Source organism: Terrihabitans aquatilis (assembly GCF_052542005.1).
In genome coordinates, this window is sequence record NZ_JBOCUO010000003.1 from 379530 (window position 1) to 397168 (window position 17639).

General features: G+C 61.9%; 15 protein-coding genes. 4 read left to right on the forward strand and 11 right to left on the reverse strand.

The window, feature by feature from the left end; all coding sequences use genetic code 11:
* Positions 1 to 94: 94 nt before the first annotated feature.
* Positions 95 to 1165 carry a DUF1521 domain-containing protein gene (locus ACQ6S1_RS12725; RefSeq protein WP_445041583.1) on the reverse strand — a complete coding sequence of 357 codons (1071 nt, stop codon included), beginning with the start codon at positions 1163 to 1165 and terminating at the stop codon, positions 95 to 97.
* 290 nt (positions 1166 to 1455) lie between these two features.
* Here ACQ6S1_RS12725 and ACQ6S1_RS12730 point away from each other — a divergent pair, with 290 nt between their 5' ends.
* Genes ACQ6S1_RS12730 through ACQ6S1_RS12740 form a run of 3 tightly spaced genes read left to right on the forward strand, consistent with a single transcriptional unit; the run spans position 1456 to position 4283 of the window.
* Entirely contained in the window at positions 1456 to 2175 is a 720-nt protein-coding gene (locus tag ACQ6S1_RS12730) for a response regulator (RefSeq protein ID WP_445041584.1), read from the forward strand.
* Between the two features lie 6 nt (positions 2176 to 2181).
* Entirely contained in the window at positions 2182 to 3603 is a 1422-nt protein-coding gene (locus tag ACQ6S1_RS12735; protein ID WP_445041585.1) for a type II and III secretion system protein family protein, read from the forward strand.
* Between the two features lie 14 nt (positions 3604 to 3617).
* Positions 3618 to 4283, forward strand: coding sequence for a CpaD family pilus assembly lipoprotein (locus tag ACQ6S1_RS12740; protein ID WP_445041586.1), 666 nt, complete (start codon positions 3618 to 3620; stop codon positions 4281 to 4283).
* Here the strand turns inward: ACQ6S1_RS12740 and ACQ6S1_RS12745 are convergent.
* The 7 genes from ACQ6S1_RS12745 to ACQ6S1_RS12775 form a co-directional block, all read right to left on the reverse strand.
* Positions 4193 to 6031, reverse strand: a complete 1839-nt coding sequence (locus ACQ6S1_RS12745; RefSeq protein WP_445041587.1) for a nitrilase-related carbon-nitrogen hydrolase — start codon at positions 6029 to 6031, stop codon at positions 4193 to 4195. The genes ACQ6S1_RS12740 and ACQ6S1_RS12745 overlap by 91 nt on opposite strands.
* A 19-nt stretch (positions 6032 to 6050) precedes the next feature.
* Positions 6051 to 7499 carry an NAD-dependent succinate-semialdehyde dehydrogenase gene (locus ACQ6S1_RS12750; RefSeq protein ID WP_445041588.1) on the reverse strand — a complete coding sequence of 483 codons (1449 nt, stop codon included), beginning with the start codon at positions 7497 to 7499 and terminating at the stop codon, positions 6051 to 6053.
* Between the two features lie 609 nt (positions 7500 to 8108).
* Positions 8109 to 9014, reverse strand: coding sequence for a methylisocitrate lyase (gene prpB / locus ACQ6S1_RS12755; RefSeq protein WP_445041589.1), 906 nt, complete (start codon positions 9012 to 9014; stop codon positions 8109 to 8111).
* Between the two features lie 88 nt (positions 9015 to 9102).
* Positions 9103 to 10620, reverse strand: coding sequence for a tripartite tricarboxylate transporter permease (locus ACQ6S1_RS12760; protein ID WP_445041590.1), 1518 nt, complete (start codon positions 10618 to 10620; stop codon positions 9103 to 9105).
* A 1-nt stretch (position 10621) separates the two neighbouring features.
* Positions 10622 to 11041, reverse strand: coding sequence for a tripartite tricarboxylate transporter TctB family protein (locus tag ACQ6S1_RS12765; protein ID WP_445041591.1), 420 nt, complete (start codon positions 11039 to 11041; stop codon positions 10622 to 10624).
* 35 nt (positions 11042 to 11076) lie between these two features.
* Positions 11077 to 12057 carry a Bug family tripartite tricarboxylate transporter substrate binding protein gene (locus ACQ6S1_RS12770; protein ID WP_445041592.1) on the reverse strand — a complete coding sequence of 327 codons (981 nt, stop codon included), beginning with the start codon at positions 12055 to 12057 and terminating at the stop codon, positions 11077 to 11079.
* Positions 12058 to 12089: 32 nt separating this feature from the next.
* Positions 12090 to 12932: an amidohydrolase family protein gene (locus tag ACQ6S1_RS12775; protein ID WP_445041593.1), complete on the reverse strand. Its 843-nt coding sequence runs from the start codon at positions 12930 to 12932 to the stop codon at positions 12090 to 12092.
* Positions 12933 to 13107: 175 nt separating this feature from the next.
* Between ACQ6S1_RS12775 and ACQ6S1_RS12780 the strand changes: the two genes are divergently transcribed.
* Positions 13108 to 14040, forward strand: a complete 933-nt coding sequence (locus ACQ6S1_RS12780; protein WP_445041594.1) for a LysR family transcriptional regulator — start codon at positions 13108 to 13110, stop codon at positions 14038 to 14040.
* A gap of 612 nt (positions 14041 to 14652) precedes the next feature.
* On the opposite strand, the gene ACQ6S1_RS12785 is transcribed toward ACQ6S1_RS12780, so the two are convergent.
* The 3 genes from ACQ6S1_RS12785 to ACQ6S1_RS12795 form a co-directional block, all read right to left on the reverse strand.
* Entirely contained in the window at positions 14653 to 15099 is a 447-nt protein-coding gene (locus ACQ6S1_RS12785; RefSeq protein WP_445041595.1) for a RidA family protein, read from the reverse strand.
* Positions 15089 to 16306: a pyridoxal phosphate-dependent aminotransferase gene (locus tag ACQ6S1_RS12790; protein ID WP_445041596.1), complete on the reverse strand. Its 1218-nt coding sequence runs from the start codon at positions 16304 to 16306 to the stop codon at positions 15089 to 15091. Before ACQ6S1_RS12790 ends, ACQ6S1_RS12785 begins: the two co-directional genes overlap by 11 nt.
* Before the next feature lie 99 nt (positions 16307 to 16405).
* On the reverse strand, positions 16406 to 17410 hold the full coding sequence (locus tag ACQ6S1_RS12795; protein ID WP_445041597.1) for an aminopeptidase: 1005 nt from the start codon (positions 17408 to 17410) through the stop codon (positions 16406 to 16408).
* Between the last annotated feature and the right edge of the window lie 229 nt (positions 17411 to 17639).

Genomic DNA, 17639 nt, shown 5'->3' on the forward strand with positions numbered 1-17639 from the left:
CAGCCGGAATGGAAGGGATTGCCGGGCGCGCCCAAAAGAAGAGGCGGTCGCTGGTCGCGACCGCCTCCACTCATTCGATCAGGAGAGCCTGAGCTCAGGAAGCAGCCTGCTCCGCGCCGTCGATGATCGACTGGTTGACGCTGCGGCCCATCGCATCGACCCAATCGCCATCGCGCTCGTAGATGGTCTGGGCGCCATCGGCGGTCAGGTTGTCCAGCGTGCGGCCGGCATTGGACTGCACCACCTTGAGATTGTCCTTGCCGTCCTTGTCGCCGGCGAGGCCGGTCACCTGGATGGCGTTGTCGCCATTGGTGATCGTCAGGCTGGAGGAATAGGTCGTGCCGTTTTCGGCCGGAACGGTGTTGACGGTGATCTTGGTGCCGTCTTCGAGCACGAAGGTCATGTCCTTCTTGAAGTCGAAGTCGTTCGTGCCGTCATTGCCCTTGTCGACATGGGGGTCGCCCCACACCCGGGTCTCTTCGCCCGTCTCGTTGTTCTTGATCGTGAAGGACTGGTCGCCTTCCTTCAGGTTGAGCGTGTACTTGTCGCCCAGGCGGATCTCGGAGGTGCCGTCCTTGCCGGTCTCATGGGTCCACACGTCGGAGCCGGCCGAGGGGGCCTTCGGATATTGAGCGGGCGGCGGAGGAGCCTGCGTGCTGCCGCCGGCGCCGATATTGGCGAGGCCGGCAAGCTGCGACATCAGGCCGGACAGGCCGTCGAGCATCTTGTTCTTGGCCATGTCGGGAAGCTGCGATTCCTCCACCAGTCCGGCGAAGTGCTGGAAGCCTTCCATCACATCGGCGAACGATTCGCGGCGCTGCTGCTCCAGACCCTGCAGGGTCGGCACGCCGGCCACGGGGCCGGTCTGGCCGACCGGAAGCATCGGCAGGCCCTGCGTGTAGCCGGCCTGCACGTAGCTCGGAGCAGGTTGCGGGCCGGCGACCGGCGAGCGCGATGCGGCGATGAAGCCGGCGGCATAGGCGTCGATCAGATCGCGCTTCTCGGCCGGATTGGCGGCCGAATGGACGTTGTTGACGAAATCATTGCTGTTCGGCGTGCCGCCGCTCGCGAAATCGCCGAAGGATGCACCGGCCGGCAGGCCGCCGATGGGGCTGTTGGAGGGGAGGGCGACGGGGATGAAGCCCCAGCCGGAAATGCCGTTCATTGTTTGCTCCTGTTCCACCGAATTCGCAGGCGGGCCATGCACGCTTGGGAGCCGCAGCCCAGCCATCCACATTGGCCAATCTAGACAGGCCAGCTTTCGGCAAGCTGACGGCGGCGACCGCGTCTGAAATTTCCCGCAGCGAGGTCGATGATCGAGCGGGACGGGCTGTGCGCGGCGGCCACACCCGCCTGGCCAACGCGCTGATCCGACAAGACCTTCACGGAAAGTTCATCTCGTTGTCACCCGACGCATTTACCGCCTGATCGAGCGGACGGGCCGCGGAGGGGAGCATGCGCACTCTCTTGATCGATCAGCACGAGGAGCATGCGGGGATGGTGCAGACCGCACTGGCACAGAGCGGCTTTGCCGTCGATGTCGCGCATTCCCTCGACGATGCATCCGCCGCCTTCGACTGCGCGAGCTACGATATTCTCCTGCTGGAGCTCAGCCTGCCGGACGGAAGCGGACTGTCCTGGCTAAAACAGCTTCGCCGAAACGGCCATGCCGTTCCGGCCATGATCATGAGCGCCATCGACGATCCGCAGAAACGGATCGAGGTCTACAATGGAGGCGCGGACGATTTTCTTCCGAAACCTCTCGCTGCGGAAGAATTGGTGGCCCGGATGCGGGCGCTGCTGCGGCGCAGCTCGCAGATCACCGACACGACCATCCGAGCCGGAAACCTGAGCTTCGACCCGATCGGCCGGCAGGCGTATGTCAACGAGACGGCGCTGAAGATCGCGCGCCGTGAATTGTGCATCCTCGAAGTTCTGCTGAACCGCCTCGGGCGCGTGGTGCCGCGCGGATCGCTGGAGGAGAGCATCTATACGTTCGACGAGGAAGTATCCGCGAACGCTCTCGAGGTCGGGGTCTACCGGCTGCGCTGCCATTTGAGCCAGTCGAGAGCCGACCTGAAGATCCGCACGGTCCGAGGTATCGGCTACACGCTCGAGATCGTGTCGGAGGCAGAGACGAGCACACCCCGGCTCTCGGCCGAGATGGCGGATTAGAGCGCCATGCATTTGCTCGACTTCGCTTTCAGGACGAATTGGCGGTGGCTGGGCCAGGTGCGCCGGGTCTTGTGTCTGCTCATCCTCGCCGGTTTGCTTGGGGGCTTGCCGGCTCTTCATTGGCCGACCACGGCATTTGCCCAAGGGATCGACGACAGCGGCGACAGTGTGAGGGGCACGCTGTCGATCACCTCGTCACGCGGCGAGACCGTGCATTTGCCGGGTCCGGCGGCCAGTATCTTCGTGGCCGATCCGAACATCGCGGATTTTCAGGCGCCCAAGAACGATGTGGTCTTCGTCTTCGGCAAGAAGTCCGGGCGAACGAGCCTGTTCGCACTCGATGACAGCGGCAAGGCGCTCGCGGAATTCGAGGTGATCGTCACCCAGCCGATCGAGGACCTGCGTTCCCTGTTGCGCAGCCAGATGGGCGAATATCCGGTCAAGGTGTCGTACACGCCGCGCGGAGCGGTGCTGAGCGGAACGGTGCCGAGCGCGGACGTGGCGGACGAGGCCAAGGCCATCACCGAGCAATTTCTCGGAGCGGGTGCCGTCATCGTCAACAAGATGCAGGTCGCCGGATCGTTGCAGGTCAATCTGAGCGTTCGTGTTGCGGAAGTGTCCCGCAGCGCGATGAAGCAATTGGGCATCAACCTATCGGCCGTGGGCCGGAGCGGCAATTTCATCTTCGACATTCTGAACGGGGCGGGAAGCGGCTCTGGAGCGGCGCAAGGTGGCGGTAGCGTGGGCGTGGGCTTCCTGCGCGGCGCGACGAACATCAATGCCGTGATCGACGCGCTCGCGAACGAGGAGCTCGTTTCGGTTCTCGCCGAGCCCAACCTGACGGCGGTGTCCGGAGAATCCGCGAGTTTCCTTGCGGGCGGCGAATTCCCGATCCCGATCTCCCAGGGCGATGGGCAGGTGACGGTGGAATTCCGCAGGTTCGGTGTCAGCCTCGAATTCATCCCCACCGTGATGTCGAACAATCTGATCAACGTGCGGGTCAAACCGGAGGTCAGCGAATTGTCCGCTCAGGGCGCGGTGGTGGTCAACGGATTGTCGGTGCCGGCCCTGTCGACGCGGCGCGCGGACACGGTCGTCGAACTGGGCAGCGGGCAGAGTTTCGCGATCGGCGGCCTGATCCGGCGCAATTTCACGACGAGCGTCAGCGCGTTCCCGTGGCTGGGCCAGCTGCCGGTGCTCGGCGCGCTGTTCCGCTCCTCGAACTTCCAGAAAAACGAGAGCGAACTCGTGATCATCGTCACCCCCTACATCGTGCGGCCGTCGGCCAGCCCTGATCGGCTCAGCACGCCGGCCGATCGTTCGGCCCCGCCGACCGATGCCGGGCGCATCTTCATCAACAAACTCGCCAAGCATCCTCCCGGCCGCCCCGCCGGACGAGCGGGGCAAGCACGCTTCATCATCGAGTGAGGAGCGCGGACACAATGATCCTGCGTCGACTGGCAGCCGTTGTCGTGGCTTGCGCCGCGCTTGGGGGCTGCAACACCACCAGGCCCCCCGTCTACCTGGAGCCAGCCAGCCAGGCGGTTCTGGTCAAGCCGGAGGACAACGTCCTTTTGCTGAAGGGCTCCTCACGGGGATACCTCACCGCAACCGAGCGCCTGCAATTGACGGATTTCATCGCCATTGCCAGCCGGGGGCGGCGTGATGCCGTGCACCTGTCCATCACGGGGACGAGGAGCGCGCTTCAGGAGGAGGTTCGTCTTGCCGCGATCAAGATGGGCGTGCCGCCCTACAATATCCGCCTGTTCGATGACCGTGCCGACCCGCATGGATTGTTCCGCGTCCGTGTGAACGCCGTGATGTACAATGCGGTCGTGCCGCTCTGCCCGGCGAACTCGATCATCGGGCCGTCCGTCAACGACAATTCGTTCGATCCCTCGCTCGGTTGTTCCACGCGCCACAACCTTGCGATGGCTGTCAGCGACCCGTCCGATCTCATCGACAACAGCGCGGTCGTGGCGAGCAACGCCGAACGGGCGGCGGTTCCGGTTGCGCGCTACCGGACGTTCGGGTCGGGCGGCAATGCTGCCGGCGAGCGTGCCACGGCGGCGGTTTCGGGCGAGGCCGCGGGGGTGGCGACGCCGTAAGCCGCGTCGTCGGATGGCGAGTGCTTGTGGATCAGCGACGTATAATGGTGGGGCAGGCGCCTGAGCAGGACGTCCTTCCGCCGCACCACATTCGCGGGAGAGGCGCTGCCCGACTGGCCCGTGTCGATGTGGCCGATCACGAACCCTTCCTCGCCGCCCGCAACGTTTTCCTTTCGTGGGAAATGGAAGCTGTTGGGGCCGAAGATTCCGCTGAGGCCGGCGTAGCCTTCCGCCTCGTGGCTGATATTGGCGAAGGCGAGGTAGCAATTGTTCTCGCCCGCGCGCACGCGACCCTGGTGCCAGTGCAGCGGGTCCGGGACGGTCGGGATCGGACGGGGATGGGCGATTTCAGTGCCCGGATGGCCATTGTGAAAGCGGCTTCCGACGGCCGACGGGCACAGCAGAAGATCGCAGCCTTTCAGGGCCAGCACGCGCGCGGATTCCGGAAAACTCAAATCGTGGCCAATGAGAATTCCGGCGCGGCCGAACGGCAGATCGATCACGCTCCATTCGTGACCTGCTTCCGCCCAGAGGCGATCGGCTCCGGAGAGATGGATCTTGCGATAGCTTCCGATCATCCCCCTCGGGCCGACGAGGATGGCGGTGTTGTGGAGATTGCCGCCCGCCCGCTCGGCAAGGCCGACGACAAGGACGAGGCCCAGACGCGCGGCGAGCGCGGTCAATCGCTTGATCGCCGGATCATCGGTGGCAATGGCGGTGGCGGCGGGATCGTCGAGACCAGTCAGAGCCAGTTCGGGGAAGACGACGAGTTCGGCGCCTGACGCCGCGACTTCCTCGGCAAGACGGCCGATCGTGGTGAGGTTCATCTCCATGTCGCGACGGGGGGCGAACTGGGCGACGGCGATGCTCGACGCGCGACCCTTTGGCAAGGGATTGTGGCCGTAGAGGCCGAAGAAATCCGTTGGGTTCCACACGAAGGCGTTGGTGAGAAGCTCCATGTAGAGCTCCGGCCGACGCTGGTGGAGCACCGTCTCGCCCTCGATCGTGCGAGCGCGCGCAAGCGCCGGATCGATCTCGGCATAGGCGATGCCGTCGCCACGATCGATCACGTCGAGGATCGTCGCGTCGGGCGCGATGATGCAGGTTCCGCCGGAGAACTGCACGCCGCGCTCAAACCCCCATCTGTTGCTTTCGATCAGGTAGCAGCCGTTCTCGAAGGCGCGGCTGATCCAGTACGGGGCGGGCGTGCGCTCGGCGAGCCAGTTCGAGATGTGGCAGATCACGTCCGCTCCCTCGAGGGCCGCGAGACGCGCCGTTTCGAAAAAATGGACGTCCATGCAGATCAGCAGCGAGATACGCCCGATCTCCGTCTCGAACACCCGATGGCCAAGATCGCCTGCGGCGGCCCATTTCGGTTCGGAAATATAGGGATGCGTCTTGCGATGGACGCCGATGACGCCGTCCCGGCCGATGAGGACCGCCGAATTGTAATAAAGCCCGGTTTCCGGATCGACCTCGGGCATGCCGACGACGAGGTAGCAATCGTGAAGGGACGCGAGTTCGGCGAACAGCTGCGTGGTGGGGCCTGGGATCGGCTCGACATGCGGGGCGATTTCGGCGCGGTCGTACCAACAATAGCCGGTCGTTCCCATCTCGGGCGTGCAGATGAGCCGCGCGCCCTGTTCCGCCGCTTCCTCGGCGAGGCGGAGCAGGGCGGACACGTTGTGGCTCTTGTTTCCGAAGCTCGGCTCGAACTGGACGGCGGCAGCCTTGAACTTCTTGGTCATCGGGGGAAAGCCTAGCCGGCTAAAGGCCTCCGATGCACGTATATTTCGTGTTCAGATAATCCTGGATGCCGTATTTGGAGCCTTCCGAGCCGGAACCGGATTCCTTGACGCCGCCGAAAGGCGCGACCTCGGTGGTGACGACACCTTCGTTGATGCCGACGATGCCATATTGAAGGGCCTCGGACACGCGGAAGGCGCGCGCCAGATCCTTCGTGTAGAAATAGCAGGCGAGCCCGAACTCGGTGTCGTTGGCGGCCTGGATGGCTTCCTCCTCGGTGTCGAAGCGGAAGATGGGAGCGACCGGCCCGAAGATCTCCTCGCGCGCCAGCTTCATCGTGCGGGATGCGCCGGCGATCACGGTCGGCTCGAAGAAGGTGTGGCCGAGCGGGTGGCGATTGCCACCCACCACGACCTCGCCGCCCTTTTCACGGGCATCGGCGATGAACGCCTCGACCTTCTCGACGGCGTTTTCGTCGATCAGCGGACCTTGCACGTTGTCTTTGTCGAGGCCCGAGCCCACCTTCATCGCGCTTGCGGCCTTGGCGAGCTTGTCGACGAAGGCGTCATAGACTCCGCTCTGCACGTAGAAGCGGTTAGTGCACACGCAGGTCTGCCCGGTGTTGCGAAACTTGGCTGCGATGGCGCCGTCGATGGCGCGGTCGACGTCCGCATCGTCGAAGACGAGAAACGGCGCATTGCCGCCGAGCTCCATCGACACCTTCTTCACCGTGTCGGCCGATTGGCGAAGGAGCACTTTCCCCACCTCGGTGGACCCCGTGAACGTGACCTTGCGGACGAGCGGATTGCCCGTCAGCTCGCCGCCGATCTCACGCGCCGAACCGGTGACGATGTTGAGAACGCCGGCCGGGATGCCGACCTCCTCCGCAAGCACCCCCCAGGCCAGGGCCGAATAAGGGGTCTGCGTGGCAGGTTTCGCGACGATGGTGCAGCCGGCCGCCAATGCCGGGCCGATCTTGCGCGCCAGCATGGACGACGGAAAATTCCAGGGCGTGATGGCGGCGACGACGCCGACCGGCTCCTTCGTGACCATGATCCGGCGATCGGCCCAGGGGGAGGGGATGACATCGCCGTACACACGGCGCGCCTCTTCCGCGAACCACAGGATGTAGGCGGCGCTCATGCCGATCTCGCCGCGCGCTTCCGCCAGAGGCTTGCCCTGTTCGCGGGTGAGAAGCTCGGCCAGTGCGTCCTGATGGTCGAGCACGGCCTCGCTCAGCCGCCGCAGCAGTTTGGCGCGCTCGGCGGCGACCGTGCGGCTCCACGTCTGGAAAGCGGCGTGGGCGGCTTCGATGGCGCGCCGGGTCTCCGCAGCGCCGGCATTCGGAACGGTGCCGATTTTCGTGCCGTCGGCCGGGTTTATGACATCGACGGCTGCGCCGGAATCGGCCGCGGTCCACGTGCCTCCGATCAGAATCTGGTCGCGTCGAAAGTCGCTCCAATCGGTCATGAATGAGATCCTGTTCGATCCACGGACGCCGGCGTCGAGGTCTTCGATATGGGAAGATCGACGCCCGCTGTCCATCCATTAGAAGCGGTAGTTCATACAGGGGCCGGTTCACCCATGGCTAGAAGGAGCGACTGCCACTGGGGATCCTGAAATTCCAGGCCGTAATTAGCTCAGTAACCAAGGAGTAACCCGCGCCGCTCCGCACCATGCTCGGCCGCTCCCGGCGCTTGTCCCACAAACGACAAAAGCCGCGGTTTCCCGCGGCTTTTTGCGTCTTTGAAACTGGAGCGGGCGAAGGGATTCGAACCCTCGACCCCAACCTTGGCAAAGCAGAAATTGCCATGTCGCTGCAGTGCTCTTCCATTCGCAGTGCTGCCTAGAGCTTCAACGTAGAACAGGCGATCCGCGTCACGCGTATTATCATTCGCCTGAACTCTGCTGGACTCGCTGAACGCTGGAGAAGGCAAGTGACAGTAACCCGTGAGGAACCTTGATAGCCACTCATCCAAAGTAGTCATCAAGGCTACCGTCGCGAATCCTCCTTAGAAGACCTAATCAGGCTCTTCGTGCCTCGGCCCCCCGCTCGATGTTCAACAGAACCTGGAATGTTCAATCGGGAAGCACCGTCGAGACGATGGTGCGATCGAGGTTCTCGAACTGGAAATAGCCGATGGTCTCGTACAGTTCAGCCCGGGTCTGCATGCTTCCCAGCAGTGCTGCCGGAGTCCCCTGATCTCTGATCTCCGCATAAAGGGTTTCCTGTGCCTTCGCCGCGACGCGCAGGGACGAGACGGGCCAGATGACCATGTCATAACCGAGGGCTTCGAACTCCGCGGCCGTAAGCGACGGGGTCCGTCCGAATTCGGTCATGTTCGCGAGGAGCTTGACGCCCGGGAGCCGCTGGGCAACCTCGCGGAACATTTCGACGGTGGTGAGTGCCTCCGGGAAGATCGCGTCGGCTCCCGCTTCCAGGAACAGCTTTGCGCGGGACACGGCCCCCTCTATGCCCTCGGACGCCGCGGCGTCGGTGCGGGCGATCACGACAAGGTCGCGGCTGGCGCGCTTCGCGGCGTTGATCTTCGCCGCCATATCTCGGGGATCGGCGAGTTTCTTGTCGTTGAGATGGCCGCATTTCTTAGGGAGGAGCTGATCCTCGATCTGCACGGCGCCGGCCCCTGCGTCCTCGAAAGACCGAACCATGTGCATCACGTTCAATGCCTCGCCGAAGCCGGTGTCACCATCGGCGAGGATCGGAAGGCCGCTCGCCCGGGCGATCTGGCGGATGTGGAAGCAGACGTCATCGATGGTCATGATGCCGAGATCGGGCAGTCCCATGGCGGCGCTCACGGCTCCGCCGGAAAGGTAGAGCGCCTCGAACCCCGAGTTACGTGCCTGGATGCCAGCGAGTCCGTTATGCGCTCCAGGCATCCGGAGTATTTCCGGTCGGTTCATCAACTCCCTGAACCGCGAACCTGCGGAAGCACGAGGGAGATCTGCGGCAACGAGGTAGGTCATGTCGGTCTCTTTCATGGCATAGGTTGCGGTTGCACTGGTCGGTCGCGGCGTGAGGGGGAGGGTGGGGCGAGACGGCCTTCGGCCTGATCTAGCCCTCCACGCCGTTGGTTTCGATGCGTCCTGCGCGTTTGAAGCGTTTGAGGCCGATCAGTTGGAAGGCGGCAACCAGCACAAGGATCGCCAGCATCACCTTGGTTGTCGTTCCCTGCAGAAATACGCCGTAATCGCCATCCGAGATCGTCAGCGCGCGCCGGAAGTTGACTTCGATCCGGTCGCTCAGGACGAAGGCAAGCAGCAATGGGGCGACGTCGAAAGAGTGCCTGCGGAGCACGTAACCGACGAGACCCGCGATCAGCATGACAAAGAGATCGAATGAGGATCCGTTGATCGAGTAGACGCCGATGGCGCACACGGTCACGACGAGGGGTGCGAGATAGGCAAGCGGCGTCCGAAGGATGGAGACGAACAGACCCACCAGCGGCAGGTTCAGAACCACAAGCACTGCATTGCCGATGAACATGCTGGCGATCAGGCCCCAGAAGACGTCCGGGTGCTCGATGATCATCATGGGTCCCGGTTGAACGTCGTGCACAAGAAGGGCCGACAGCAGAATGGCCGTCGACGGGATGGCCGGGATCCCGAGCACGAGAAGCGGCACCATTGCTGCACCGGTCGTCGCGTTGTTGGCCGTTTCGGGCCCCGCGACGCCTGCGACGGCGCCCTTGCCGAACTGCTCGGGATGCTTTGAGAGTCGCTTCTCCACGGCGTAGCTCACGAAGGTCGACACGATGTGGCTGACCCCGGGAACGATCCCGAACACGAAACCGATCACCGAACCGCGCAGGGTTGGCGGTGTGGCTTCCCGGATTTCCTGCTTTGTCGGCAGTAATTCCCTCAGGCGAGGCGCTCTTGGCCGCTCTCCGACTTTCTCGTCGAAGGAGAGCATCAGCTCCGAAATGCCGAACAGGCCGATGGCGATCGCGGTAAAATCCAGCCCGTCCGAAAGTTCGATACTGCCGGCGGTGAATCGCCCGGCGGATGTGAGTTCGTCGAGACCGATCGTTGCGAGAAGAAGGCCGAGGAGCAGCATGGCCAAGGTCTTCAGGACAGGACCGTTCGAGACCATCGCAACCACGAGAAGGGCTACGATCATGATTACGCACTCGGCCGCCGGACCGATGCCAAGCATCATTTCGGAAAGGGTCGGTGCGAGGACGAGCAGACCGAGGATGGACAGCGTGCCCCCGACGAAACTGCCGATTGCGGCAATCGTCAACGCGGCGCCCGCGCGACCGCGCCTCGTCATTTCGAAACCATCGATGCAGGTGATCACTGAGGCCGCTTCGCCGGGAATGCGCATCAGGATCGAGGTCGTCGATCCACCGTACATTGCGCCGTAGAAGATGCCCGAGAGCATGATGATCGCCCCCGTGGGATCGAGGCCATACGTGATCGGGAGGAGGATGGCCATTCCGGCCATCGGTCCGAGACCCGGCAGGACGCCGACGATCGATCCCCAAAAACAGCCCACGACGCAGAGGAGCAGATATTTGGGTTCGAGCGCAATCGACAATCCATGCGCGAGGGAAAGAAGGGATTCCGTCATTTCAGCCGAAAACTCCCTGCGGAAGACCGACGCCAAGCACCGTCACGAAGGCGAACCACATGGTGCCCGTGGCGAGGAGGGCGACGATGCTCGCGGGCACCAGCCCGGCGCCGCCGACAAAGGCAAAGGCTGCGAACAGGAACACGAGCGTGGCCAGGGAGAAACCGACGATCTCGAAGGCAAAGGCGTAGATGACGATCAGAAGGATGAACGCCATTGCGCGAGGCTCGAGGAGGTCGATTGTCTCGCCGTTGTCTGAACGGGTGGCGGACACCGCGATGCCAAGTCCGACCAATGCAAGCAACACTCCGAGCGCCATCGGATAAAGATCGCTCCCCGGAACGCCGCCTGCGCCGCCGGGATAGCTCCGGGCAGTCCAGGCGGCGGTCACGCCGAGTGCGGCGAGAAGGAGACCGATCACGGCCTCCCCGCGCCTTCTCAGAACCATAGGGCGCATCATTTCCCCGATTTGCTGATGCCGAGCGAGGCGGCAACCTCTCCAAGGGCCTGATATTCCTTCGAGATCAGGTCCGCAGTCTTCGAGCCATCGAGAACCCGGACATTTGCCCCCTGCTTCTCCAGTGCCGACTTGAACTCCTCGCTTTCGGCCCCTTTGGAGAAGGCCTCGTAGAGCTTGGCAACGATGTTGTCGGGAGTTTTCGCCGGCACCAGCAGCCCCCACCACAACACGGTCTCGGCATTCGCCAACCCGAGAGCTTCGAGGCCTTGCGCCTCGGGAAGTGCGGGATTGCCGGTAGCCGACGTCAGGAGCAGGCACTTGGCGCGGCCAGCCTTCACGTGCGGCAGGATCGGCGGTAATGAGCCGCCATAGATATCGACGTGGCCGCCCAGAAAGTTTCGGGCTGTCTCTCCCGCGCCGGCAAAGGGTACACTCCGGGCCTTCACACCGACCTTGGAGAAGATGCGCTCGGCTGCGAGTTGCATGGTGCCGCCGACCCCGTCATTGCCGTAGGTGTACTTGCCGGGGTGAGCCTTCAATTCGTCGATGAATTCCTTGGCGTTCGCCGCAGGGAAATCGGGCGACACGCACATCACATACGACGAATATCCGATCGAGATGACAGGCCGGTAATCGTCCTTGTCGTAAGGCACAGTGAGTGAGTGCGGCGTCGTGGTAAGCGGGCTGTTCCACACGAACCCGATCCTGTATCCGTCCGGCCTGGCAGAGATCACCCTTGCGATCCCGAGTGCCCCGCTTCCACCCGGCTTATTCTCGACAACGATCTCCTGACCGAGCTCCTTCTCGGCAAGATTGGCGACCAGGCGTCCATATGTGTCGGTTCCGCCGCCTGGGGTGGTCGGAATGACCATCTGGATCGGTGCGGTGGGGTAGTCCTGCGCGAAAGCGGCGCCTCCGAAGGAGGCCATCGCGCAAAGACCGGCAGCGATATTGCTGGTGATCCTGGACAGGCTCATGATTTTCCTCCCTGTGATTTTTTAATTCAGTTTTACTCGGTGCCGAACGCTTCAACTCGCGGCAATGTTGACGATTTGCCCGCCTGCGCAGGGGCGCAGCGGTAAAGCGTCATCGGCGTCGCTGTGAGGATTGTCGAGCGATCGGCGTCGTCCGGAATCCATTGTTCGAGTAAGTCCTGCAGCTGTCGGTAATCGCGCCCCGTTGCGTTAGACACCCAGGGCCAGTCGCTTCCCCATACAAGGTGCTCCGGTCCCCCGGCGGCCATCAGTGCGTCGACATAAGGCTGTATCGGCGCATCACCTAGACGATAAGGCGCGGACAGCTTCACGTGACATCTGCCGCCCTCCAGCGCCTTCAGCGCCGATCGGAAACCGGGGCATTCGGTTCGCAGCAAGGGATCGGGCGCCGCAAAGTGGTCGAGGACGACGGACACGCCGGATTCCTGAATTGTCGGCATGAGGGAGGGAAGCTTCGTTCCCTCGATATAAACCTCCACATGCAGGTCCAGTTCACGAAGCAAACCGAACAGGTTCGCGTATTCGGCGATGTTCGGAAGCCGTTCCCGCTGGAACCAGTTGAGGCGGATTCCGCAGACGCCCGCGGCCTTCAACTCGGCCAACCGTTGCTCAGAGATATCCAGATCGACGATCACCGTTCCCCGAAGACGATCCGGATATCTCGCGAGCGCGTCGAGGAGCATGGAATTGTCCGTGCCGTAGAAGCTCGGCTGGGTCAGCACTCCGTGGCTCATCCCGAAGCTATCGAGAACGTCGAGGTATTCCTCCACGAAGACGTCCCGGTGCGGCGCCGAGTGGCGTTCCGACACCAGCGGAACCTTGTCGGTCATGATATGGGCATGACAATCAACGGGCATGCACAGGGGCCTTCTTCCTCATTCGCAGGGACTCGGACCATTCCGAGTCGAGCTTGCGACGTTCCGCTATCAGGGGAAGGGGCAGGAAATCCCCTGACCTCGGCTCAATCCAGTTTGTGAATAAATTACGCCAATGCATAATGAGAAATTATTTCGGAATTGATTGGTGATTCCAATGCGACGCTATACCCTTCAACAGCTTGAGGCGTTCCAGGCGGTTCGGGAAACCAGGTCATTCAGCCTCGCAGCCGACAAATTGGGCATCACCCAGCCCTCCATGTCGCTGCGGATCCGGGATCTTGAGAGGGCGCTCGGCTGCAAGCTCTTCGAGCGTGGTAAAAAGGGCGTTGAGCTGGCGGAATCAGGACGCGCCATTGCAGATTACGTGAAGCGGGGCCTCACAGTTCTCGATGAGATGACGACCCAGCTCGAGAGCGGCAATCCATTGACTGGCACGCTTTCCCTCGGCGCCTCCAATACCTTCGCGCAGAGTTGCCTTCCAACCGTCCTTTCAGAACTTGAGAGAAGACATCGCAATCTCCGGGTGGAGGTGACTGTCAGCAACAGCCATACGCTGGCCGATCTGCTGCACGATCGGAAGCTTGACATTGCCTTCATGATGACCCTTCCGGGCACGGCGGAACTTGTGGTCGAACCGATGGCGATCAGTGAAATCGACTGGTTTGGCTCTCCGAAGCTGTTCACGGCAAATGTGCGAGCAGAGGATCTCGCGAGACAGCGCATCATCACGCTGCCTGCCCCCAGCCCGTTCCACACGATCATCGTTAACTGGTTTGCCAAGGCGAAGCTGCCGCTGCCCTCGTTCAGCACGTGCAACGACATGGCCACAATGATCAAGCTCGTCAGATCGGGCAGCGGGGTTAGCATCCTCCCCCTGTCCATTCTTGACGAGGAGATGCTCTCCGATTATCGGCCGCGGATGAGGAACGCCCCGAAGGTACCGCCTTTGCGATTGAGCGCGGCGTTTCATCCGTCCTTGGTCGGGAAGACGAGCGAGCTCCTGCTGGAGTTGGCAGCCATGGCGATCATTGGGACGAAGTCGGGATTGACTCTCGACAGGCAATGGTCGGACGCTGAATCCAGATGAGGTAGACTCAGCGGATTGCATGTATGCGTCTCATCCTACGAGCACGCTACGAACTTGGGCGACTAGCTTGTGAAAAAGCCTTTGCGAATGCATCGGGCTGGAGCGACGTTCGGTAACAGCTATCAGAGGCCGGTATCCGAGTGGTGGCTGTCGCCTCCATTCGCCGAAGTTGTGTGTTTGTTTTATCGCCAGCAACATCCGTCTCGTCAATGCCTATCAGAAAGACGCGTCGGACAATTGCCGCCTTACGTACGCGCATACGCTTATTCCACCTATATCCCTCGTACCTGGCTGCTCATCATGGGGGTAGCTATGCCTATGCGCACGTGAGGGCAGTGCGGGAGGGGCTATGTACGACGACGAACTATGCGATTTCCGACTGATGTGGATGAGCTTTGGAATGTGTGGCGAGATCAGTTCAACCTCGCAAGATCGCTCTACTCGAGACCATCGTTAAAGATGAGAACGATGCCACGGGCGTCTCTAATACGGACGGGGCGCGGAACGACAGGCATTCCGCAATAGTCTCGGCGTCGTGCGCTTCAGAGGAACAAGCACAGAGTCAATAGTCGCAACTACTTTCTTGACGTGGGTATGAGCTCTGCTCCTGCATCATCGGGATCCTGCGATACCCACGAGCTGGATCTCTATTGGTGCGCCTCCGGGCAATGTAGAGACTCCGATAGCGGCGCGGGTACCCACCCCCACTTCACCGAATTCACGATGAAGGTAGTCAGAGGCAAAGTCGGCGAGTTGTGAGTGGCGCTCGAAAGTGTCTTCGCAGGCGATGAATACGGTGAAGCTCAGAACTCCGGCGAGATGCTCGCCTTCGGTGAGCGCCGAGCGCGCGGCGGCGATGGCATTGGCGCATGCCAGCTCTAAAGCCTCTTGATAGATCGCGATCTCCTCCGTGCTGGCAATGCGCCCACGGGCGATGAGTTCTCCTCCCCGACGCGGGGTCATTCCTGCAGTGAAAATGAGAGAGCCGTGTCGGCGCGCTAGGGCGTACCGGCCCTGAGGGCGGGGATTATTATCCATGACGTCGGCCTCAGTGCGCATAACGGTCGATCATCGCAATAATTCGTTCAACGGCGGCAACAGCAGCCTCGTGCTGTTGCGAGAAGTTGAGGCGCACGGAGGTTGGGGTGGTCGGGCCAAATTCGGAGCCGGGTGTCACGATGACCGACGCCTGAGAGGCGAGAGCCTTCACAAAGTCATGGGGCCCGATCGGCAGCGCCGGAAGCTGCGGGAAGAGATAGCTGCCCGCGGCCGGCGTGCGAACCGATAGGCCCTCGACTGTACGAAGCTTCACCAGAATATCGTCGCGGATCGCCTGGTGGAGCGCGATGCGTTCGTCCATCCAGCCATCCGGCTCGGCCAGCCATGTGTTCAGCACAGCCTGGCTGTAGCCTGGAGCGCGCAGGGAAACGATGGCCTGAAGTTTTTCCATTCGGCCGATGATTCGCGGTGAACCGAACGCGACGCCGAGGCGGTATCCGCTCAGGGATTCCGTCTTCGAAGGGCCCATGATCGTTATGACCCGGTTAGGATCGATCTCGCTCACCAGCAGATGCGTATAGGTAGTGTCGGCATAACGAAGTCGCGAATACAGCTGATCGACGATGACAATTGCGCCATAACGCTCCGCAAGCGCAGCAATCGCGTCGATTTCATCTCTCGAATAGACCACGCCCGTGGGATTGTTCGGATTGGAGAACACAAAAACCTGTGCGCCGTTCCTGAAAGCATTCTCCAGGTCCTCGAGGTTTATGCCTGCACGGTCCGTCTCGTTGAAATAGGAAAGGCGAACAGGCATAACCTCGGCGTCGAGGAACCGCACGATCTTGCGATTAGCAAAGTAATCAGGCTCAACGACAGCAACCTTGTCTCCCGCTGTTACCGCAGACGCAACGGCAAGGAAAAGCGCGCCCTGACTGCCAGGCGTCAGAATGAGATCGTCGTCTCCGTGGACTGCCGCACCCGTGAAGCTCGACAGGCGGGTTGAGAGACCTCGGCGAATGTCCGCGCTTCCCCGGTATTCCGTATAGGCTTGCGCGCCGCCATCTTGAACCCCTTGAAGAAACCCCTCCAAAGCTCCTGGAGCCGGAAGGAAAGCGTCGACATCCCCGTGGGAAAAATCGACCTTGCGCCCCGCGAGCGCTTCACCGCGCAGCCCAGGCGACGCATCCTGCCGGCGCCGCACCTCTTGCCCTGGAGCATGGTCGGTCCCCAATTGGGCGAACTTCTTCTCAATCGCCGTCATCATGAATCCTTCCCCACGAGATCTTATGCCTACCGATTTAGCCGCGCCGGTGATGACCGCGGCGCGCTGTGGCGCCGCGAGCCTTCCGGCAAGATGCTCCGATCAGGCACGGCCTGCGTGAATCACATCTGCTTCGGGAAGCAGCCATTTGCCATCTCGAAGCACAACTTCCCCATCGAGTGAGAGCGTGGGCTTCCACATGAGCGAGTCGAAATGCGTGAGGGTCTTGACCTCGCCGCCCAGCAGCACACTCGTGCCGATGCCGATATGAGCCGTGCCATAGACGCCTTCGTCGTGCAGCATGACGCCTTCCATGGGGCAATGCGGGTTCAGGCCGAAGGAAATTTGAGCGATGTTGTAGACGGCGGGGTCGCCTTGCCGTGCGAGCAATTGATCAAGGAAATCGGCCTGATAGCCGCCCGAAATCTTTGTGACCCGACCGCCGCCGACATCAAAACGGATCGGCTCTCGTACAAGTCCGACGCCGTAATAGGGAATGCTGGCATCCACGATGATGACGCCTTCCGACGTCCCCTCAATCGGTGACGAGCTGCATTCGATGTTCGGGACCGTGGTGAAATCACCGGGGTTGCGCACCAAGCCACAATGCGGATTGGACGGACGGTTCTTCAGGCTGAGGCGGAGATCGGTTCCCGCGGGCGTCGTAAGGTGGACCTTGTCGGAGGCGGCGAGCAGCTCGCCCACCTTGAAGCAGAGCGGCCGGATGGCCTCGAAGTCGGCGTTGATGCCGCCCGTTACGAGCATATTGGGATTGAACTGCGACAGCATGATGCCACGCGCGCCATTCCCGATCGCTGTGCGGGTGGCGTAAGTGTGGGTGATCGACTGCTTCACCGGCGTGAAGATGACGCTGGCAGACTGCATGGCCGATGCGACGGTCTTGGTGGGCTCTTCCCCATCGATAGACCGCGGCGGCATGATCACGATATTGACGGCTTCGGTCTTCTCCAGCGCGGCGGCCGCCACGGCTTCGGCAACGCGATGCCCCGAGAAATCGGTGACGATCACGACCTCATCGTCCGATTTCACGTTCGCGCACACCCCAACCAGCTTCCTGGCGCCTTTGAGCATCAACAGGTTGTCCATCCCAGCATCTCCTTCAAGTGAGTTTGTGCGGCGGGCGCCTCCGCATTGGCGTCCGTGCGGCCGACCTCAGCCCTGCACGAGCCAGAGCATTGCATTGTTTTAATTTTATATCCAGTACAAAATGGCGTCTAGAGAAGGAAGTATGTACTCGCAGAGAATGCAAGAATATCACTGCATAATATCTAGTCTTTTGATGATAGTAACCTGTGCATAGTGTTCAAACGTTTGG